Source organism: Saccharibacillus sp. CPCC 101409, from assembly GCF_030518235.1.
GTDB lineage: Bacteria > Bacillota > Bacilli > Paenibacillales > Paenibacillaceae > Saccharibacillus.
This window is the reverse complement of record NZ_JAULSA010000007.1, coordinates 55772-75614: the sequence shown is the minus strand read 5'-3', so window position 1 is coordinate 75614 and position 19843 is coordinate 55772. Positions and strand designations below refer to the sequence as shown.

Annotated in this window: 15 protein-coding genes and 1 riboswitch; of the genes, 5 read left to right on the top strand and 10 right to left on the bottom strand. The window is 59.4% G+C overall.

Annotated features, from left to right (window positions below; all coding sequences use genetic code 11):
- Positions 1–264: 264 nt before the first annotated feature.
- Positions 265–618 (bottom strand): metal-sensitive transcriptional regulator, encoded by a 354-nt coding sequence (locus tag QWJ34_RS16155; protein WP_302729370.1) that lies wholly within the window; start codon positions 616–618, stop codon positions 265–267.
- Positions 619–793: 175 nt separating this feature from the next.
- On the opposite strand from QWJ34_RS16155, the gene QWJ34_RS16150 reads away from it, so the two are divergent.
- The gene (locus QWJ34_RS16150) at positions 794–1369 is read left to right on the top strand and encodes a thymidine kinase (RefSeq protein WP_302729368.1); all 576 of its coding nucleotides are present in this window, start codon (positions 794–796) and stop codon (positions 1367–1369) included.
- Between the two features lie 159 nt (positions 1370–1528).
- Here the strand turns inward: QWJ34_RS16150 and QWJ34_RS16145 are convergent, their stop codons facing one another.
- A complete protein-coding gene (locus QWJ34_RS16145) occupies positions 1529–2764 on the bottom strand; it encodes a hypothetical protein (protein WP_302729367.1) in 1236 nt (411 codons plus the stop codon).
- A 247-nt stretch (positions 2765–3011) separates the two neighbouring features.
- Between QWJ34_RS16145 and QWJ34_RS16140 the strand changes: the two genes are divergently transcribed.
- Both QWJ34_RS16140 and QWJ34_RS16135 read left to right on the top strand, forming a co-directional pair.
- On the top strand, positions 3012–3857 hold the full coding sequence (locus QWJ34_RS16140; protein ID WP_302729365.1) for an MBL fold metallo-hydrolase: 846 nt from the start codon (positions 3012–3014) through the stop codon (positions 3855–3857).
- A 534-nt stretch (positions 3858–4391) separates the two neighbouring features.
- Positions 4392–6095 carry a methyl-accepting chemotaxis protein gene (locus QWJ34_RS16135; RefSeq protein WP_302729363.1) on the top strand — a complete coding sequence of 568 codons (1704 nt, stop codon included), beginning with the start codon at positions 4392–4394 and terminating at the stop codon, positions 6093–6095.
- Positions 6096–6299: 204 nt separating this feature from the next.
- Here the strand turns inward: QWJ34_RS16135 and QWJ34_RS16130 are convergent, their stop codons facing one another.
- From QWJ34_RS16130 to QWJ34_RS16115, 4 genes are all read right to left on the bottom strand, one after another.
- Positions 6300–6821 carry a GNAT family N-acetyltransferase gene (locus QWJ34_RS16130; RefSeq protein WP_302729361.1) on the bottom strand — a complete coding sequence of 174 codons (522 nt, stop codon included), beginning with the start codon at positions 6819–6821 and terminating at the stop codon, positions 6300–6302.
- 524 nt (positions 6822–7345) lie between these two features.
- Entirely contained in the window at positions 7346–9208 is a 1863-nt protein-coding gene (locus tag QWJ34_RS16125) for an ABC transporter substrate-binding protein (RefSeq protein WP_302729360.1), read from the bottom strand.
- Positions 9209–9294: 86 nt separating this feature from the next.
- Positions 9295–10842 (bottom strand): ABC transporter permease, encoded by a 1548-nt coding sequence (locus QWJ34_RS16120; protein ID WP_302729358.1) that lies wholly within the window; start codon positions 10840–10842, stop codon positions 9295–9297.
- Positions 10843–10888: 46 nt separating this feature from the next.
- The gene (locus QWJ34_RS16115) at positions 10889–12331 is read right to left on the bottom strand and encodes an ABC transporter permease (protein ID WP_302729356.1); all 1443 of its coding nucleotides are present in this window, start codon (positions 12329–12331) and stop codon (positions 10889–10891) included.
- A 170-nt stretch (positions 12332–12501) separates the two neighbouring features.
- Here QWJ34_RS16115 and QWJ34_RS16110 point away from each other — a divergent pair, with 170 nt between their 5' ends.
- Complete coding sequence (locus QWJ34_RS16110) at positions 12502–14319, top strand: ABC transporter ATP-binding protein (RefSeq protein WP_483314278.1); 1818 nt, start codon at positions 12502–12504, stop codon at positions 14317–14319.
- Between the two features lie 393 nt (positions 14320–14712).
- Here QWJ34_RS16110 and QWJ34_RS16105 read toward each other — a convergent pair whose 3' ends face one another.
- The 3 genes from QWJ34_RS16105 to QWJ34_RS16095 all read right to left on the bottom strand — a co-directional run bounded on the left by QWJ34_RS16105 (position 14713) and on the right by QWJ34_RS16095 (position 18243).
- The gene (locus tag QWJ34_RS16105) at positions 14713–16230 is read right to left on the bottom strand and encodes an NAD(P)/FAD-dependent oxidoreductase (protein WP_302729352.1); all 1518 of its coding nucleotides are present in this window, start codon (positions 16228–16230) and stop codon (positions 14713–14715) included.
- A gap of 56 nt (positions 16231–16286) precedes the next feature.
- A riboswitch (purine riboswitch) is annotated at positions 16287–16387 on the bottom strand.
- A 202-nt stretch (positions 16388–16589) separates the two neighbouring features.
- Complete coding sequence (locus QWJ34_RS16100; RefSeq protein WP_302729350.1) at positions 16590–17657, bottom strand: hypothetical protein; 1068 nt, start codon at positions 17655–17657, stop codon at positions 16590–16592.
- Entirely contained in the window at positions 17647–18243 is a 597-nt protein-coding gene (locus tag QWJ34_RS16095; RefSeq protein ID WP_302729348.1) for an RNA polymerase sigma factor, read from the bottom strand. Before QWJ34_RS16095 ends, QWJ34_RS16100 begins: the two co-directional genes overlap by 11 nt.
- Before the next feature lie 156 nt (positions 18244–18399).
- Between QWJ34_RS16095 and QWJ34_RS16090 the strand changes: the two genes are divergently transcribed.
- Positions 18400–18924, top strand: coding sequence for a GrpB family protein (locus tag QWJ34_RS16090; protein ID WP_302729632.1), 525 nt, complete (start codon positions 18400–18402; stop codon positions 18922–18924).
- A gap of 266 nt (positions 18925–19190) precedes the next feature.
- On the opposite strand, the gene QWJ34_RS16085 is transcribed toward QWJ34_RS16090, so the two are convergent.
- Positions 19191–19820 (bottom strand): YobA family protein, encoded by a 630-nt coding sequence (locus tag QWJ34_RS16085; protein ID WP_302729346.1) that lies wholly within the window; start codon positions 19818–19820, stop codon positions 19191–19193.
- Positions 19821–19843: the final 23 nt, after the last annotated feature.

Sequence of the window (19843 nt, the reverse complement as noted above, 5' to 3'; positions counted from 1 at the left end):
GGGTTTTAAAAAAATGATTATAGGGAGTTACTGCGCACGTACGCGGACTTCCCGGTCTTGATTGAAGCCGCTCCCGGGATACCTTTCGCTGCGAGTTGAATCGTTTCGCACCGAAAGTTTTTGACTAAAAGTCGCTGAAAGACGACCGGGAAGTCTATGACTTTGAACATTCGATTGGAATCGCTCCTCGGATACCTTTCGCTGCGAGTTGAACCGTCTCGCACCGAAAGCTTTGACCAAAGTCGCTTCGGGGATTGTTCAAAGTCATCGCATAAGTTTATTAACCGTAATCAGCAGTTCGTCGATCACTTCGGTTTCTCCCGCTTCGATCCGTTCGACGACGCAGCTCTTCATATGGCCTTCGAGCAGGAGCTTGCCGACGCCGTTGAGCGCGGACTGGACGGCGGCGATCTGGTTCAGCACGTCGTCGCAGTAGGTATCTTTTTCGATCATGCCCTTGATGCCGCGGATCTGGCCTTCGATGCGGTTCAGGCGGGAAACGAGGTTGTTCTTGGTCTGCTCGGAATGATGGCTTTTTCTCGGCAGTTTGCCGTCTTCTCCGGGAACGTGGCAGCTTTCGTGCGCCGCTTCGGCTTCGGTGTTTTTCTGAATCGCCATTCGTCCACTCCCTTCTTTGCGGTTGGGGTTTGCGTTTCCATACCGGTATGCTTCCATTCTAATATACCCCCAAGGGGTATGTAAAGACTTAAATGATTTTTTTTCGAATTCCTTTTTCCCGCCTGCTTATTCCTGCTACAATGAAAGTCGGACTTCAGAGTTAAGGAGCGAATCTATGGCACAGTTATTTTTTAAATACGGGGCGATGAACAGCGGGAAATCGATCGAGATCCTCAAGGTCGCCCATAACTACGAAGAACAGAACAAGAACGTCCTCATCTTCACTTCGGGAATCGACGACCGCGACGAGGTAGGCCACGTGTCTTCGCGGATCGGGATGAAGCGCGAAGCGATTCCGGTTTATCCCGCCACCAATCTGTACGAAGAAGTGAAGAATTACCACGAGAAAAAAATCAGCTGCGTGCTGTTCGACGAAGTGCAGTTCGTGACCAAAGAGCAGGTGCTCCAGATGACGCGCATCGTGGACGAGCTGAATATCCCGGTGATGGGCTTCGGTCTCAAAAACGATTTTCGCAACGAACTGTTCGAAGGCAGTCAGTATATGCTGCTGTACGCGGACAAGATCGAGGAAATGAAAACGATCTGCTGGTTCTGCGAGCGCAAAGCGACGATGGCCCTGCGCGTCGACGAGAACCGCAAACCGCTGTATACGGGCGAGCAGATCCAGATCGGGGGCAACGACCGCTACTTCCCCGTCTGCCGCAAGTGCCACGCCAACCCGCCGCTGTAACCGGGGAACGCGCGCGGCGCTTTTCGAACGAAGCAAGCGAAACTTTCCATCTCTCCATGCAGCAAAAAATCTTCCGGAAGCGGAGGGGAGCGGCGCTCGCGAGGCGCGCACTCCCGGTCTGCTCCGGAAGATTTTTTTATGGGACGGTCCGCCTAAACTTCAATCGCTTCGCGCTTCGCCCCGCTTTATCTCCAGCCCCAGCGCCGCCATCATCCAGAGCAGAACGCCCACATGGACGTATACGATAAACAATCCGCCCGCCGCATGAATGTTCCCGGCCTGCACCATCCACAGATTGGCGGTGACGCTGAAGCTGAGCACCAGCGCGGGCAGCCGCCAGCGGTGGTCGTACAAGCAGACGAAGATCGCCAGCACCAGCGCCGGGATGCTGTAGCGCTCGTGCATCTCGGTCGGCAGCATGAAAAAACCGAAGTTGACGAGCGCCGCCGCTTTGAGCAGCGCGGGCGCGTCCATCCGGCTTCGCCACAGATACAGCGCGGCGAAAGCCGTGCAGAGCGCCAGCAGCAGAAAACCGGCGCCGCGCAGCGTCAGCAGACCGAGAATCTTCGTCGTATCCGGCGTGGCCGGAGCGGTGCCGACGAAGTAGAACCAGATATTCATCGCGTTCATCGTGACCTGCGGATACATGCCGACCGCGCTCAGGTACGCGCCCGCGATCATCGCCCGCAGGCCGCCGAACAGGGCGAAGAAGCCCGCGCAGACGGCGACCGTGCCGGCAAAACCGCCCAGAAACAGCGCGGCCGGACGCCATTCCTTTTTGCGGATCAGCGAATGCAGGAACTTCATGCCGAAGACCGCCAGCAGCGTCACGGCCTGAAACTTGGTCAGCAGCGCCAGCGCGAACAGCACGCCGGATACGGCGGGCAAGGGCGGCAGCAGAATGAGGGAAGCCGCCATCAGGAAGCTGTGCGGCAGATCGACCTGTCCCCAGACCGAGCCGACGAAGATCAGCGCCGGATTGAGGGCCAGCAGGCCCAGCACGGCCAGGCGGCGGCGCGGCGATCCGGTATTTCGGGTCAGCCGGGCGGCCGCCGCGAATACCGCCATATCCAGCGCGACCAGCACGCCTTTGAACGAAAGCTCGCCCGGTGCGGGCACCGCGCCGAACCATCCGATCACGCGGCGGTACAGATCCATAATCAGCAGAAACAGCGGCGGATAATTGATATTCGTCGATTCGATATAAACGCCGCCCAGTCCCCGGGCGCTCACCTGCCGCATCCAGTCCACGAACAGCTCCTGATCGCTCATGAAGCCTCCGGGCCGGGAAGCCAGCGCCAGACGGACGATCAGCGCCGCGGCGGCGAGGATCGGCAGCCAGAGCCCTACCTGGCGGCGATAACCGGTCCCGAAGCGTCTTTTATCCGAATTCATAGCCGTGTCCCTCCCGTGCCGGAATCCGGGGGATTCCGCTTCAAATTTCTTCCGCTTCGCTTACGCGCAGGCCGCGCGCGGCCTGCGTTCGCTCGAACAACTGCGCCCATCATAGCACGCCCCCGCGCCGCCCTCAACCGGCCGCTTTCCGATTCGAGGCGATTGCGCTTTTCTTCCGATTCGCCTTGTGTCATCCCGCCCCAAAGCGGGTAAAACAGGGCAACTTCAAAACGGAGGTGCAATCCTCATGCAACCTTATTCGAATTCCGGCTCCCCGGATGCAAGCAGGCCCGAGGACAGGCTGCCGGGCGACGTCACTTATCTGCGCACCATGATCGTCAACGTCGTGATGATCGGCGCGCCGGGCAGCGGCGAGTGGGTGCTCGTCGACACCGGCATGCCCGGTTCCTCGTCCAAGATCGTCAAGGCGGCCCGCGAAAGATTCGGAACCGACAAGCCGAAAGCGATCCTGCTGACGCACGGCCATTTCGATCATACGGGTTCGGTCAAAGACCTGATGGAGCTGTTTCCCGACGTCCCGGTGTACGCCCACGAACTGGAACTGCCGTTTCTGACCGGCCGCGCCGATTATCCGCCCGGCGATCCGACGGTCGGCGGAGGATTGATGGCCGCTTCCGCCCCGCTGTTTCCGAACAAAGGCATCGATCTCGGCGGACGCGCGCAGCCGCTTCCCGCGGACGGCAGCGTTCCGTATCTGCCGGACTGGCACTGGCTGCATACGCCGGGCCATTCCGAAGGCCATGTGTCTTTCTTCCGCAATCTGGACGGCACGCTCGTTGCGGGAGACGCGTTTATTACGGTCAAGCAGGAATCGGCGCTGGCCGTGCTGACCCAGCGGCGCGAGATCCACGGACCTCCGACTTACTTCACGCCCAACTGGGAAGCCGCGCGCACTTCGGTCGCCCGTCTGGTCGCGCTGCGTCCGGCGGCGGCCGTTACCGGACACGGCGAGCCGATGGCCGGCGACGAGCTGGTGCAGGGACTGGAGCACTTGAGCAGCCATTTCGACGAAGTGGCGGTGCCGGCCAGCGGGCGCTATGTCGATTCGGCGCGCATCAAGCCCGAACCTTGAAGCTCCGGCCTGTCTTTTTGAACGTACCGAACACACGCCTTCCCGGCCCGCTTTCCGTTTAACGGAAAAGCGGGCCGGTTTTTTGTTGTGCATCGGCGCTTTAAACGGCTTTCGGCGGTTCTGCCCGGGGAAAGCGGAAACGGAAAACCGGATTCGGGAATTTTTCCCAGGCTTTATCTATTTTTTATTTCCATTTCAGCTTCAGTTCAGCTTTCGACTATAAACTAAGTCTATCGAACCAGAAGGAAGCAAGAAAAAACGTCGGGAAAAACGCGATCAGAAGTCTTTTTTTGTCGAATGAAAGTATACCTTTTTACAGATCGTTTCATTGGGTCCTACGTTTTGCCGATCGAAAAGCTGAAAATCATCGTCAAAAGTCCTCCAAAAAATTCAAAAAAAGGTCTAAACTTTATTCGATTTTTGTCGATATAATTTTCAACGACTCTTATTCGACAAAATAAGACTTTGTTTTCGGTAATCAAACAAGACTTTGGAACTACCATCTTACTCAATCAAAATTGGGAGGCTATCACCATGAAAAACCTGAATGTCCGCTGGAAGATCATGATCCTGACTTTCGTTTCCGCAGTACTGCTCGTTGCTGTAGGTTACAGCGGTTACGACGCCACCAAAAAAGTCTCGGACGCTTCGCTCCAGATGTACGAAGAAAACGTCCAGACCATCGCCCTGCTCGACTCCGTTCGCGCCAACAACCTGTCCATGCAGTCCATCGTGCTCGAAATGGCGCTGACTTCCGACGATGCCAAAGTGGAACAGCTCAGCGACGCGCTGGCCAAAGCCAAAGAATCCAACAACGCCTTGTACGAGCAGCTCGATGCCATCACGATGTCCGCGGAAATGAAAAAAGAATACGACGCTTTCCGCGCCGTCGTTCCGAACTACCGCAGCTCGCTCGACGAGGTCGTCGCGCTGGCCGAGAAAAATGAAAATGTGCAGGCTTACAACACCTTCAGCGAAGACGTTCAGCCGCTTCGTCAGCAAACGAACGAGATGCTTCAAACCATGACGACTCTCCAGGCCGACGAAGCGAAAGCCAGCAGCGAACAAAACGTCGCGCTCAAGAACGCTTCCATGATCGTGATTATCGCTCTGCTCGCCGGCGGCATCGCGCTCTCGCTCGGCGTCGGCTACTGGATCGCCCGCGCCGTATCGAGACCGCTGCGCCAGATTCAACAGCTGATGAAAAACGCCGAAAACGGCGACCTGACGGTCAAAGCGGATTATGCTTCCCGCGACGAAATCGGCCAGCTGTCCACTTCCTTCAACGGCATGATCGGCGGTCTGCGCGGCATTATTCAAAAAGTCGACGAAAGCGCCATGACGCTGTCCGCTTCTTCCGAGCAGCTGACCGCAAGCGCCGAACAAACCGCCGTGGCTTCGGGCCATATCGCCTCCTCGTCCAGCCAACTGGCGGACGGATTCGAATCGCAGGCTCATACGGTATTCGAAGTCACGGCCTCCGCCGAACATCTGGCCGAAAGCATGACCAGCATCAAAGTCGGCAGCGAATCGATCTCCGCTCTGGCTTCCCATGCGGAAGACGCGGCTCGCAGCGGACAAACCGAAGTAAGCGCCGTAATGCGCCAGATCCACGATATCGACAACAGCGTCGAGCAAACCGGCGGCGTGATTCAGGAACTGGAGCGCAAGATCGAAGACATCGACCAGCTCGTCGCCGCCATCCAGCAGGTAGCCAAACAAACCAACCTGCTCGCCCTGAACGCTTCGATCGAAGCGGCCCGCGCCGGCGAAGCCGGCAGAGGCTTCGACGTCGTCGCCCAGGAGATCCGCAAACTGGCGGAATCGGCCGCGGAATCCGCTTCGCAGATCACCGAAACCGTCCATGCCGTGCAGGGCGAAAGCAAGAAAGCCGTCGCTTCGATGCAGGAAGCTTCCGTGCTGGTCAAACAGGGCGTGGAAGGCGCGGGACGCGTCTCCGAATCGTTCTCCCTGATCCAGGAATCGGTCTCCGACGTTTCCGGCCGCATCTCGGAAATCTCGCACTCCATCTCCTCCGCTTCGGTTCAATCCGAAGAGATCGGAACGGCGATGAAGAGCATCAACCACGTGACGGAAATGGGCGCCGCCGGCCTGCAGGAAGTCAGCGCGGCCAGCGAAGAACAGCTGTCCACGATGGAAGAAGTCAACGGCTCCGCCCGCTATCTGTCGCAGCTGGCCGAAGATCTGCAGCACGAGCTGACCAAGTTCAATCTGTAAGCCGCTTCCGGCAGCCGGCAGTATCGTCTTAAAGTTTCAAGATCCTGCAAATCCTCGGCCAAAGCCGCTTTGTCAGCGTCCGTGAATGAGGGTTCCTCCCCGCATTCGGGCCGATTTGATTCCATAATAAGAAAGGGTCGCCCCTGTTATCCCAACGAGGATAACCGGGCGGCCCTTTCTCGCTTTGTCCGGCGCGGCGAAGCCTCAGAACTCCTGCCGCAGGATCGAGTACAGCTCCGAATCGTGGAAGCCGCCTTTGAAAAACAAATGCTCGCGCAGCCGGCCTTCGCGCTTCATGCCGAGCCGCTTCAGCACGCCCGCCGAAGGCGCATTGTCCGGCCGGCAGGTCGCGCAGATCCGGTGCGCGTCCAGCTCTTCGAAGCCGAACCGGAGCAGCGCGAACGCCGATTCGGTCGCGTATCCGCTGCCCCAGTAAGCCGGATTGAACGTATATCCCAGCTCGGCGTTGTAACCGGCTTTATGAATGCCGCAGCCGCCGATCAGCGTCCCCGATTCTTTGAGCGTCGCCACCAGCTCGAACCCCAGACGCGGCGATTCTTTCTGCATCTCGATGATCTGCGCTACATATTCCTTCGTCTGCTGCTCCGTATTCGGTCCCCACATCGAATAACGGACCACATCGGGCCGGGAAGCATACACGTGAATCGCTTCCCAGTCCTCCGGCACGGCATCCCTCAAGATCAAACGTTCCGTTTCCAACCGCATCTCGCTCGCCCCTTTTTGCCTTCGATTATGAACCTCGCGCAAAAGGCTTGGCAAGGAAACGCCTTCCAGCCGTCCGGCTGACAGCGAATCCCGGCCAAAAAGGCGCTTTCCCCCTTCCGGGAAAGCGCCTTGGATTGTCGAGAAACGATTGGATGTAAACCTAATTTAGGCGGGTTCGATTGGAAGGAAAGGTCGGGAAAGGGCTGGAGAAATAAAGCCAGCGGCAAGAAGAATCCAAATAGCTGCGTATAGGCCCTTATTCCGGCTTTATCTTACGTTTTCGAGCAAATAACTGCACTCATACATCTATTTCGAGCTTTTACGCTTCAATTCGGCCTTTGGGCCCCGAATAGCTGCACCTGCGTCGCTATTTGGAGAAATCGAAGAATTTCGCTCTAAATAAGTGTACCTGTGCTGCTATTTTCCGTTTGGAACAATACCCGGCTTTCTCGACAGCCTGAGGCGCTTTCCCCCTTCCGGGAAAGCGCCTCATCATTATCGGACAAGATCGGCCGCGGCCCGGTTTATTTCGAAGCTTCGTAAGCCGCCAGGGATTCTTTGACCTTGGCCGGGTCGGCGGTCAGTACGTTGCCCGTATCGACGAGCGGGCTGACGGTGGACGCCGCTTTGAGCTTGTTGCCTTCGTAGAACTGGAGGATTTCGTCCTGGTTGATCGAATACAGCACGGCTTTGCGCAGGTCCGCGCTTGTGCCGACCGGACGGTTGTCCGCGGTGTTGAACAGCAGATAACTTACGCCGTTGCTCGGGATCTTCTGGAGCTGGAGTTTGGCATCGCCTTCCACGACGGAGTATTTCGTTTCCGGAACGCTGTAGTACGAATAGATTTCGCCGCTGCGCAGAGCCGCGAGGCCGCTGTCGGCGTCGGCGATAAAGCGGACGGAAATATTCGAGATGTTCGGCTCGTTCTCCGTGCCCGGCTGATATGCCGGATTCTTCGCGAATTTGGCTTCGTAATCGTTCTTGGTAATCAGGATGTACGGTCCGCTGGCGTACAGCGTGTTATCGTACGAAGCGCCTTCCGTTACGGTGTTCTGGTCGCCGTAAGGAATGTCTTTGGTGACGTCGAACTTGGCCACGTCGTACGTGTTGATGCTTTCGACCTGTTTCTTCGACACGATGCCCGCCGACTGGTGGCCGAGATAGTTCAGCACCTGCGGGAAAGGCTCGGTGGTCGTCAGCTTGACGACCTGGTATTTGCCGGCCGCGTTGTCGGCCTGCTTCTTATCCGCGACCAGTTCGGAGATCGGCGCGTCCAGTCCTTTCTCGAGCGCTTCTCGCACGGTTCCGCCGTCGGACGTTTTGACCGAATCGAGCGCCGACAGGTCGGTCACTTCTTCGACCGTCTTGATATGCTCGTGCAGCGAGTACGTGCGGTGATCCGGCACGGAATCTTTGTTCTTCGCGCGGTCGAGCGCGAAGATAACATCGTCGGCGCCGACACGTTCGCCCGTATCGACGGCTTTGCCGTCTTCGACTTTGGCGAAGTTGATATCGTCGCGCAGAATGAAGTAGTACTCCGAGTTGCCGTCGGCGATCGTAAAGTTGCGCGACAGCGAGCCGTCGGACGTAATCTTGTCGTCGTCGGTCAGGTTGATCAGGCGCACATACATATTCGTATTGAGCGTGTTGATCGAACCGTCGTTGCCTTTGATCGGATCGAGCGAAGTCAGCGTGGAAGTAGTCTGCGTCAACACCAGCGGATCTTTCGCATTTTTGGAGGCGTCGTTAAATTCGATGTCTTCCCAGGCCAGGGCGCGGGATTTCGACAGGCGGACGGAGTCCGGCTTGAGAATGTCTTTATTGATCGCCTGGCTCTTGTACGAAATATACAGCGGCGCGATGTACGCATTGTCGAACACGAGCTTCTGTTCCAGCTGCTTGTACGTGTCCACGTAATCTTCCGGCGATTGGGCCGCGGCTTTGTCGATCAGCTCGTCGATCTCCGGATCGGACATAATGCTGTAGTCGCCGCCGGTCTTGAACAGCGAGCGCACCGCGTAATCCGGGTTGCCGGTAACGGTGGTCCAGCCCGACAGCGCGATATCGTAGTTGCCCGCGTCTTCCTGCGCTTTGAAGCTGCCGTAATCCGGCTGCAGGTTGAGCTTGACGTTGAAGCCGTTCTTGGTCAGCTGGTCGCGGATGATATTGACGTCCGATTCCTGCGAAGTTTGCGCCAGCAGCTCGATGTCCACCGGAGCCGACGGCGTCGTCGTTTCGGCCGTCGTTTCTTCGCCTTCCGTCTTCGTTTCGGCGGCCGGGGCCGCGGTGTCGGACTTTGTCGTAACCGACGAGCAGCCCGCCAGGACCAACAGAAGAGCCAGCAGCAGGACAGTCAGCGTTTTGGTGAATTTGAAAGTTTGACGCATATTTTTTCTCCCCCTCCATAATTTGAAGCTTTATATTTGCTCCAAAGCCCCTCAGGCGTACGGCAATCGATCTCTTGGTCCCGGCTTTAGTCCAGCTTCGGATCGAGCGCGTCGCGCAGCCCGTCGCCCAGGAAGTTGAACGACAGGACCAGCGCGATAATCGCCAGACCCGGATAAACGGCCAGATAAGAGTTCGTTTCCAGATACGCGCTGCCGAGCTTCAGAATGTTGCCCCATTCCGGAATGTGCGGTTCCACGCCGAGTCCCAGATAGCTGAGACTGCTGGTGGAGATCACGGCGGTGCCGATGGTCAGCGTCGCTTTGACGATCATCGGCGCCATCGAGTTCGGCACGATATGCTTGAAAATGATCGACAGGCTGCCGGACCCGAACGCCCGCGCCGCATCGACGAATTCGTAGGTGGACACCATCATCACGTTGGCCCGCATGGTGCGCGCATACGTCGGGATGGCGCCTACGCTGAGCGCGAGGATCAGATTGACCGTGTTCGCGCCGAACGCCGCGATAATCGCGATCGCCAGCAGGATGCCGGGAATCGAATACAGGATATCGAGCGCCCGCATGATGATATTGTCCGTGCGCCGTCCGTAGTAGCCGGATATCGCGCCCAGCACGCCCCCGATGATAAAAGGAACCAGGGTGGACAGCGCGCCGACGATCAGCGAGATGCGGGCGCCGAACACGATGCGCGAGAACAGATCGCGCCCGAAATTGTCGGTGCCCAGCGGATAAGCCAGGCTCGGCGTTTGCAAAATGGCGCTGTAATTGTTCTCGGTCGCCATGCCGTAGTCGAACGTGAACAGACTGCAAACCGACAGCGAGAACAGGAAGAATACGAAAAACATGCCCAGCATCGACGTCGTCCCCCGCGACAGGCGGTCGATCGCGTCTTCCCATCTCGGGGAAGCCGGCGACTTCGCGCCGCGGATCTTCGCCAGCAGCACGATGCCGAGCAGCAGGGCGAACAGATTGCCCGTCGCCGCCGTCAGGATCAGCGGCAGCGCCAGCCAGACCATCCCGAGCGGCACCGAATGCCGCTTGACGAACGCGGCGATCAGCAGCATGGCGGCGAACTGGAATGCGGCCACGACGAGGAGCGCCAGCATGCCGAGCGGGAACGTATCCGCCACGTAAGGCTTGAACAAATTGAGCGAGGACACGGCGATGACGACGATCTGCGTCAGCAGCATGTATCCGGCAAATATGTATTCCGGCGTTTTCACTTTCTTCACAAGCTGGAACGCCGCCGATACGGCGAAGATATTGCCGACGGCCAGGCTGAGCAGCTGCACCCAGCCGAGCGTGCGCGTCCGGCCGCGGATCACGCCGGCGGTTCGAAGATCGCGCCGGATCAGCAGCGCGATAACGATCTGCACGAGCGTGAAGAACGCGTACGCGCCGGCGATGCCGAGCACGACCGGCTTGACCGCGCCGGAGCGGTAATCGAACGCGTTGGCCAGCAGGATCAGCGCCAGCAGCAGCGAAGCGATCCAGGCAAAGCCGGCCTGCGCGTACTCGGACGAGGATCGCGCTCCGCCCCCGATGCCCGCGTCGAGCCCCGACGCGGAAGCGGAACCCGCGGCCGAAGGCTCGGTAACCGATAATTCGGACATGTTCGCATGTCCCCCTTTCTCTAATGCGGCTTTCTAAGCACGTTCTCTAATACTGCTTCATCTTCGTCCGGATTCTCGGATCGATAAACGCGTACAGCACGTCGATCACGACATTGACCAGCGAGATCACGATCGCCGTATAGACGACGCCGCCCATCACGGCGGGAATATCCGGCACGAACTGCTTGTCGACGATATAGCTGCCGAGGCCGCTGATATTGAATACTTTCTCCGTAATGGCCGCGCCGCCCAGCATGCCGCCGAACTGGAGTCCCACTACGGTCACGATCGGAATCAGCGCGTTGCGCACCGTGTGCTTCATCAATACCGTGCGCCGCCCCAGCCCTTTGGCTTTGGCGGTCAGGATGTAGTCTTCGTTCATGACTTCGAGCGTCGAGGAGCGGGTCATCCGCGCCACCGCCGCCGTCAGTCCGGTGCCGAGCACGATCACCGGCATCAGCAGCGACAGGAAGCTGCCCGGCGTATACGTGGCCGGCAGCCAGCCGAGCTTGATCGAGAAGCCGAGGATAAAGATCAGGCCCTGCCAGAAGCTCGGGATCGACAATCCGATCAGCGCGATAAACATAAAGCTGTAATCGAGCCAGGAACCTCTGCGCGCCGCCGACAGAATGCCGATCGGCAGCGCCACCAGCAGCGCCAGCAGCAAAGAAAACGAAGCCAGCGTCAGCGTGACCGGGAATTTGCGGAAGATGGTGCTCGCCACGTCTTCGTTGCCAGCGAACGATTTGCCCAGATCCAGCGACAGAATACCGCGAATATTGTCCCAGAGCTGAACGAGATACGGCCGGTCGAGCCCGTAAATATGGTTGAACGAAGCAATCTGCTCTTCGGTGGCGGTCTCCCCGAGAATATTGGCCGCCGGATTCATCGGCGACAGATGCAGGATCGTGAACACGAGGGCGGCGACCCCCACGACGACGAACAGCGTCATGAGCAGGCGCTCGAATATGTATTTGGAATAAGGGTTCGCATAGAGCAGCATCAGCAGCGCCATCGGCAGCCCGGCAACCGCCGCGAATATCGCGAATACCGGGTTTGCGATCAGTGATTCGAACGCGGCCGCATAGTCGTTTCTCGGGATGCGCTGACGGCGCGCCCGTTCGGCGGCAATCTCTTCGGCTTCGGCGCGCAATCGATCCTCCGCCCGCCGATCGACTTCCCGTTCGGTTTCTTTCGCGTTTTCACCCTGGTTGAAAAACCGTCTTTTCTCCGTCAGCTGCTTCGCGAACTCTTCTTTCAATTCGCGCTCGCGGCCGTTCTCCCGCAGTTCTTCCAGCGCCGAAGCCAGCAGAGCGGCATAGCCTCCGCTGCGGCGCCGGATGAGCCAGACGACAAGCACAATCAGATTGACGGGCGCTCCGAGCAGCAGCATCCAGAAACGGTAGCCGGGAGTCGCCAGCATTTTGCGATATAGGCGTCCGATCGGCTCGTGCCGGGACGCATGTTGTTTTTTCTCAGCCGCTTTCATAAAAAACTTGCCTCCCAAAACCCTGCAAATGTATAATTCCGTTAACAGCCGGCTAAATTCCGATAAAATTACTTGTATTTATAAGTCGTATTTTATTTGTCCACATAATGGAAAGTCAAGACCTGGCGAAAACATTTTTGAGATTCGATTGGATAACGGAGGCCCGGGGAATGAAAAAACTGTTGCAAGTCAGCAATCTGCGCGTGTCGTTCTCGGCCCGCGAAACCGAAACGGAAGCGGTGCGCGGCGTCAGCTTCGAACTGAACAAAGGAGAAACGCTCGGCATCGTCGGCGAGTCGGGCAGCGGCAAAAGTGTCACGGCCCGGGCAATCATGCGGCTGCTGCCGGAAGCTTCGGCCCGGGTCAAAAGCGGCGAAGTGATGTTTCTGGGGCAAAATCTGGCGCAGAAAACGCGCAAAGAAATGGAGGCCATCCGCGGACGCGATATCGGCATGATCTTCCAGGACCCGATGACCTCGCTCAACCCGACGCTGCGCATCGGCGAGCAGATCGCCGAAACGCTGCGCAAGCACCGCCGGATGTCCAAGCGCGAAGCGCGCGCCGAAGCGGTCGAGATGCTGAAGCTGGTCGGCATCCGCGATCCGGAAACGCGCTTCGCCCAGTATCCGCACGAATTCTCAGGCGGCATGCGCCAGCGCGCGATGATCGCGATCGCTCTCGCCTGCCGGCCGTCGCTGCTGATCGCCGACGAACCGACGACCGCGCTCGACGTCACGATCCAGGCGCAGATCCTGAACGTCATGAAGCAGATGCAGGAACAGCTCGGCACCGCGATCGTGCTGATTACCCACGATCTCGGCGTCGTCGCCGGCATGTGCGACCGCGTGGTCGTGATGAAAAGCGGCGAGATCGTCGAAGAAGGCAAAACGGAGGATATCTTCGCCCGGCCGCAGCATCCGTACACGCGCAGACTGCTGAGCGCGCTGCCGCGGCTCGACGAGCCGAAGAAGCCGAAGGCGGCCCCGGGCTTTGCGACGCACGCATCCGGAACCGGGCCGGACGCCGAAGCGAATGCCGCTGCGCCGCCCGCCGCCCGCGCCGGGCAGACGGCTTCCCGTCCGCTGCTCGAAGTCCGCTCGCTCCAGCAGCATTTCAATCTCGGCAAAGGCCGCACGCTGCGCGCGGTCAACGATATCAGCTTTTTTATCCGCGAAGGCGAAACGCTGGGCATGGTCGGCGAATCCGGCAGCGGCAAATCGACGACCGGACGCGCGATTCTGCGGCTGCACGAGCCGACGAGCGGCGACGTGCTATACCGGGGACTCGCCGTCAACCGGCTGTCGCCCAAAGAAATGAAAGCGATGCGCCGCGAGATGCAGATGATCTTCCAGGACCCTTACGCTTCGCTCAATCCGAGGCTCAAAGTGCTCGATATTATCGGCGAAGCGATGGATGTGCACGGGCTGTCGCAGAATCCGGTCCAGCGGCGGAGGCGCGTCGAAGAGCTGTTGGACATGGTCGGCCTCGATCCGTCCATGGCGCTGCGCTATCCGCACGAATTCTCCGGCGGCCAGCGCCAGCGGATCGGCATCGCCCGCGCGCTTGCGGTCGAACCGAAATTCATCGTCTGCGACGAACCGCTGTCCGCGCTCGACGTGTCGATCCAGTCGCAGATCGTGTCGCTGCTCGAAGATCTCCAGCAGCGGCTGGGCCTGACGTATCTCTTCATCGCGCACGACCTGTCGATGGTCAAGCACATCAGCGACCGCGTAGCGGTTATGTATTCGGGCAAGATCGTCGAACTGGCCGAAAGCGAAGAACTGTACCGCAACCCGCAGCATCCGTACACCCGCTCCCTGCTGTCCGCCATCCCCGTCCCCGACCCGGCGATCGAGTCGAAAAAGAAGCGGACGCTGCTGGAGGAGAATTTCGAGGAAGACCGGTACGGACTGGAACGGTCGGAACTGGTCGAGGTGTCTGAGGGGCACTGGGTGGCGGTGCCGCAGGAGAATAAGGTCTTCGCGTAAAGCGGTTGAAGCAAAGCGGCGGGGGAAAGAAAAATTTCACCGGGCGCAGAGCGAGAATTCGGCGCGGATTGCACGGAATTCTCGGGAAGAGCGGATTGTCGAGCGGACAACCGGAAGATTCGCTCCAACTCCCCTCCGTTTTTTGGGGTCCTTTTTCAAACCGAATGCAGACATCCACTTTATACGCCCGTTCCGTATTCATCGGAAGCAGTGAAATGCAAAAATCCACTTTAATCCCGCGCCTGCCGCCGAATCGGCCGCTGTCGCGAAATCGAAGTGGATTTTTGCATGTTATATGTCCGAATTCGGCTCAATGCCGATTTTGTAGTGGATATTTGCACGTTAACCGGGCCGGCTGCATCCGCATATGCGGCGCGGCAAGCCCGCCGCCCTTTACGCCAGCGTCCGCTCAACCGCCGGACGCTCCGCCGCGCCGGCTTTGCGCACCATGCCGCGGGCGATATGCACGCCCGCCGCGCCGGCCTGCGCCAGACCGCGCGTGATGCCCGCGCCGTCGCCGCCGCAGTAGAGACCGCGGATCTCGGTCTCCAGCGACTCGTCCAGCTTCGGACGAGCCGAGTAGAACTTCGCTTCCACGCCGTAGAACAGCGTATGCTCGGAAGCGATGCCCGGCGTGACTTTTTCCAGCGCCTCGACCATCTCGATCAGGCTCTTCATCGTGTTGTACGGCAGCACGAGGCCCAGGTCGCCCGGCACGGCTTCCTTGAGCGTCGGCTCCAGAAAGCCTTCGCGGATGCGCTCCGGCGTGGAGCGGCGGCCGCGCAGGATATCGCCGTATTTCTGCACGATCACGCCGCCGCTGGACAGATCGTTGGCGCGCTCGCAGATCTCGCGGGCGTATTCGTTCGGCTTGTCGAACGGCTCGGTGAACTTGTGCGAAACGAGCAGCGCGAAGTTCGTATTCTGCGAACCGAGCGCCGGGTCTTTGTACGAGTGGCCGTTGGCCGCCATCACGCCGCTGTGGTTCTCGACCACCACATGCCCCGACGGATTGCTGCAAAACGTGCGGACTCTCGTGCCGACCGACGTGTTAAACACAAATTTGCCTTCGTACAGATGCTCGTTGATCTGACGCATGACCACGTCGGACGTTTCCACCCGCACGCCTACGTCCACCTGGTTGTTGGTCAGCTTGAGGCGGCGCTTTTTGAAAACGTCCGCCAGCCAGGCCGAGCCGTCGCGTCCCGGGGCGATCATCACGCGCGGCGCTTCGTATTCTTCGCCGTTCTTCAACCGGATGCCGGTCACGACATGCTCCCCGCCTTCTTTGACCGTGATCAGATCGTCCACTTCGGCTTTGTACTTCATTTCCACGCGCGGCTTCAGGTATTCGAAGATCGATTTCAGAATCTCCAGATTCTGCTCCGTGCCGAGGTGGCGCACCTGCGCCCGCAGCAGCTTGAGGCCGGCGGCATACGCGTTCTGCTCGATATCGCGGATCGTGTCCGTCGTCGGATCGGTGATCGACTCCGTCGCGCCGTGCTCCAGGTTGATCGAATCGACGTATTGGATCAGCTCCAGCACCTGCGACGGCGCCAGGTAATCGGTCATCCAGCCGCCGAACTCCGTCGTGATATTGAACTTGCCGTCGCTGTACGCGCCCGCGCCGCCGAAGCCGGCCGTGATCGAGCACGCCGGCAGGCAGCCCGCGAATTCTTTGCGGCCGGCGGCCGGCGGACAGAACTGGATCTTGTTCTCCAGGATCGGGCAGCGGCGCTTATAGATATCGTGGCCTTTGTCCACCAGCAGCACTTTCCAGTCCGGCGCTTTGCGCGTCAGCTCGTAGCAGGCAAAGATGCCCGCCGGGCCCGCGCCGACCACGATGCAGTCGTACTGCGCGGCGTTCTCGGCATTGTGTTCGCGTTGCTCAAGCAGGGTGGAATCGGTCATGATTGGGGTCTCCTCCTCTTATATGGGCGCAAAAAAAGCCCGGCTCCCGGCAGGTATGCGAAAAGCATCCTATCCGTAGCCGGGACTTTACGGTTCCCTGGTAGAGACTCCCGGACCTTATTTCCGGGAATATACGAATGATCGATTGAATGTGATTGTAATTGTTCGCCTTTTAACAAAACACATCATACCGGATCATTCGCAAAGAGTCAAGTTTGTTAACCGGAATTATTCGATTTCAGCGTAAAATTTATTCCGAATCGACTCTTTTCCACTGAAATAACATTCTTTTTCCGAACATTACTCCACTAGCCTATCTTTTTCGTAAACTTTCGTTGATGTCCCGGTCGATCCGTCCTTTATTTCCCCGATCCTGTCCCCGAATCCGTCTGCGAACCGGTTTCCGCTCCCTTCACGGCGCCGCGCACGCTTTCCAGCAGCGAATCCTGCCACTTCCCGAGCGCATCCGGCTGGTCGTCTCGGCGCAGAAACTGTACGATCAGCATCGCGCGCTCCCCGCTGCGATCCAGCGTGTACAGCAGTCCCCCGCTTTCCGACATGCGGTAGCCGCCCGCGCGTTCATAGTCGCGAAAACGCAGCTGGTCCAGCACTTTTGCCCGCTCGGTTTCGCTCAGTTCCGGCTGAAACACGGTCGTCACGAAGCGCAGCAGCGCCGCCTCCGACTCGTCCTGCCCCTGTCCGACGGCCGGCGATCCCAGGCGAAAATCGATCTCCCGCAGTTCTTCGTCCTCGTTGTCGGTCCAGGCCGTATACCCGTATCCCAGAGCGGGGTCGCCGAATGCCTGAAGCGTCTCGTCGAGCCGGGGCAGGCTGCTGCCGAGCGTCAGTTCCTCTCCTTCGAGCGACGTCAGCTTTTGCGTATCCTCGTCGGCGTCCGCCGCGTTCTGCTGCCAGCGTCCGCGAAATTCGTCGTACGTCAATCCGTTCAGCGTATCGGCGATTCCTTCCGGCATCTCGGCGCCGTCCGCGCTCAGAGCCGACAGTTCGTGCGGCGCCCGCGGCAGATCGAGAAAGCCCGGTTCCGAAGAAGCCGCCGCCCCGCCGTCCGCTTCCGTTCCGTTCGCCCCCGTGCCGCTTTCTTCTACGCTCCCCGCCGCCGTGTCCGCCGCCTGCGGCGCGCCGCCCGAAGCCGCAGGCCCGCTCAGCCCGTCCGTCTGCACCAGTACGACCGCCAGCGCGGCGGCGGCGAACCCCGCGCCGATTCCTCCGGCGATCATTCCGCGGCGGCGGCCGTTCCCTTTGGCGCGCTGCGGCTCGTCCGCTTCTTTTTTCCAGGAACGAATGCCCGTCAAAATGCCGCTGCGAATCTGCTCCTTGCGCTGCTCGTCCAGCTTCGGAATATCGATCAGACCGCTTCGCGGCTCCCGTCCGTTTCCCCGTCCGTCCGTGCGTCCGTTAGTCCCCATTGCTCAGCTCTCCCCCGATCCATTCCTCAAATTCGCCGCTTTTGCGCAAAGCCCTCAGCGCCCGGTGCTTCATCGTTCTGATCTTCGCTTCCGTGCAGTCCAGCATTTCCGCCGTTTCCTTGATGCTCAATTCTTTCTGGTACAGGAAAAAGATCACTTCCCGCTGCGCCGGCTTCAGCACATCGAGCAGTTCCAGCATTTTCTCCCGCCGCTCTTCCGTCAGCAGCACGCGTTCCGGTTCTTCCGCCGACGGCGCTTTCTCCTCGCGGCCCGCCAGCAGATCGTTCAGCGTCCAGCGCTTGCGCCGCATAGCGTCCATCGCCGCGTTGCGCGCGATCGCCGTCAGCCAGGTACGCGGAGAAGAGTCCCCTTTGAACGTGTGCAGATTGCGGTACGCCTTGATAAAGACCTCCTGCAAAATATCTTCCGCTTCGCCGCCGCGATCCCCCAGCATAAAGTACAGGTACTGATAAATCTGGTCGTAATACAGGTCGAACCACTCGTTGATCTGCCGTTCCCCGTCGTTTTCCCGCATCTGCGCGGCTCCGGCTTCTTCCCCGTACCCCGCCGATGTTTCTTCACTCAACGCCGCTCCCCCTCTCCCGTGCTTCTTTTTTTATATTAGACGGTTATACTCGCAAAAGTATGACACTTCGCCTGCCGCGGCAGAGTTGTTTTGCGGTTCGCGGCCGGTGTAGGATGGACGATGGAACAAAAAAACTTCGTTAAAGGAGAGATTTCCATACAAGTCCGTTTAAGCGAGTATACCCCGGATTGGGCGCTGCGGTTCGAGCGGGAAGCGGCGTTTCTGCGCGGCGTGTTCGGCGGCGAAATCCTGCGCTTCGAGCACTTCGGCAGCACCTCGGTTCCCGGCATGAAAGCCAAACCCGTGATCGATATGATGGCGATCGTGCGCGATATTTCGGCGATCGACGGCTACAACGACGAGATGATCGCGCTCGGCTACGACGCCGCGGGCGACTGGGGCATCCCGGGCCGGCGGCTCTTCCGCAAAGGCGGCGAGGAGCGCACGCACCATATCCACTTTTACGAAGCCGGCAGCCCGCAGATCGCGCGGCATCTTGCGCTCCGCGACTATCTGCGCGCCCGCCCGGACGAAGCCGCGGCGTACAGCTCGTTTAAAGAAGAGCTGGCGGCGCGTTTCGAAGAAACGAGCGGCTACAGCCCGGCGAAGAAAGCTTTTGTGAGCGAACTGGAAAAAAGGGCGCTGGCGTGGGAGAACGGGCGGAAACGCAGAGGGGAATAAGGAATGTTGGCGCAGGCCCGGGAGCGGAAACGCGGCGGCGAGCAAGGAGCGCGCAAGCGCAAACAGCCCGGACGGCGGTCCGGGCTTTCGCGTTTGCAGGCGGGCGGATTCGTTAAATGCCGGCTGTGCGCAGATACGGATCGCTAACGGACATGCGATCCGTTACAGCGATTCGCAGCGGCATTTGCTGGTTTACCGCCTTTCTTCCGCATAAACAGATCCCTTTACGGTCGCTTGATACCGCGCGCTTGATGCCCCGGCGGCGATCAGGCCTTGTCCTCGATCTCGATCGAGACTGGGGTGCGCTGGAGGCCGCTTCCATTCAAAAGCTCGACGTTCCACCGATCCGCGGCCGGGTCGTACTCCGCCCCGCGCACAATCGCAAAGTCGCCTTCGTCGATGTCGATCTGCCCGATCGCCGCGCGGATAACGTCCGCTTCCGGCAGATCGGCGCCTTCCGGCGCATCGGCCTGCAGGATATTCACCTTCTCGGCTCCGGCCTGGCCGGGGTAAGATTCCAGAACTACATTTCCTTTGGCCCAGGCTTCCACTTTCATGCCAATTTGAATCTCTTCCGGCGCGCCGCTGAACCAGGTCGCGTCGTAATATTCCGAATCGCCTCCGTTTGCGCTGAAGTCTTGCGATTTCGGCGAAACGACCAGAATGCCGGTGCCGCTCTTCTCGACCACGTAGCCGACCAGCCCGGGAAACTCTTCCCCGGGTTCGACGTCCCCGTCCGCGTCGCTGCCGCCGGAAGACCCGCCGGCGGAATCGGCTCCCTGGCCCTGCGCCGGCTGCCGCGGTGCGTCCGGTTGGACGTTTTTAGCACCGCACGCTCCCAATCCCCATGCAAACAGCAGCAGCGCAAGAAACGGAGCAGCCCTCAAAATCGCCATCCGCTTTTGCCGATTCCTCCCGT

What these genes read in the sequence shown, in the direction of transcription:
- QWJ34_RS16135 (WP_302729363.1), top strand. Translation starts at nt 4,392, where the DNA reads ATGAAAAACCTGAATGTCCGCTGGAAGATCATGATCCTGACTTTCGTT.
- QWJ34_RS16130 (WP_302729361.1), bottom strand. Translation starts at nt 6,821, where the DNA reads ATGCGGTTGGAAACGGAACGTTTGATCTTGAGGGATGCCGTGCCGGAG.
- QWJ34_RS16105 (WP_302729352.1), bottom strand. Translation starts at nt 16,230, where the DNA reads ATGACCGATTCCACCCTGCTTGAGCAACGCGAACACAATGCCGAGAAC.
- QWJ34_RS16155 (WP_302729370.1), bottom strand. Translation starts at nt 618, where the DNA reads ATGGCGATTCAGAAAAACACCGAAGCCGAAGCGGCGCACGAAAGCTGC.
- QWJ34_RS16145 (WP_302729367.1), bottom strand. Translation starts at nt 2,764, where the DNA reads ATGAATTCGGATAAAAGACGCTTCGGGACCGGTTATCGCCGCCAGGTA.
- QWJ34_RS16115 (WP_302729356.1), bottom strand. Translation starts at nt 12,331, where the DNA reads ATGAAAGCGGCTGAGAAAAAACAACATGCGTCCCGGCACGAGCCGATC.
- QWJ34_RS16110 (WP_483314278.1), top strand. Translation starts at nt 12,502, where the DNA reads ATGAAAAAACTGTTGCAAGTCAGCAATCTGCGCGTGTCGTTCTCGGCC.
- QWJ34_RS16140 (WP_302729365.1), top strand. Translation starts at nt 3,012, where the DNA reads ATGCAACCTTATTCGAATTCCGGCTCCCCGGATGCAAGCAGGCCCGAG.
- QWJ34_RS16100 (WP_302729350.1), bottom strand. Translation starts at nt 17,657, where the DNA reads ATGGGGACTAACGGACGCACGGACGGACGGGGAAACGGACGGGAGCCG.
- QWJ34_RS16150 (WP_302729368.1), top strand. Translation starts at nt 794, where the DNA reads ATGGCACAGTTATTTTTTAAATACGGGGCGATGAACAGCGGGAAATCG.
- QWJ34_RS16085 (WP_302729346.1), bottom strand. Translation starts at nt 19,820, where the DNA reads ATGGCGATTTTGAGGGCTGCTCCGTTTCTTGCGCTGCTGCTGTTTGCA.
- QWJ34_RS16120 (WP_302729358.1), bottom strand. Translation starts at nt 10,842, where the DNA reads ATGTCCGAATTATCGGTTACCGAGCCTTCGGCCGCGGGTTCCGCTTCC.
- QWJ34_RS16125 (WP_302729360.1), bottom strand. Translation starts at nt 9,208, where the DNA reads ATGCGTCAAACTTTCAAATTCACCAAAACGCTGACTGTCCTGCTGCTG.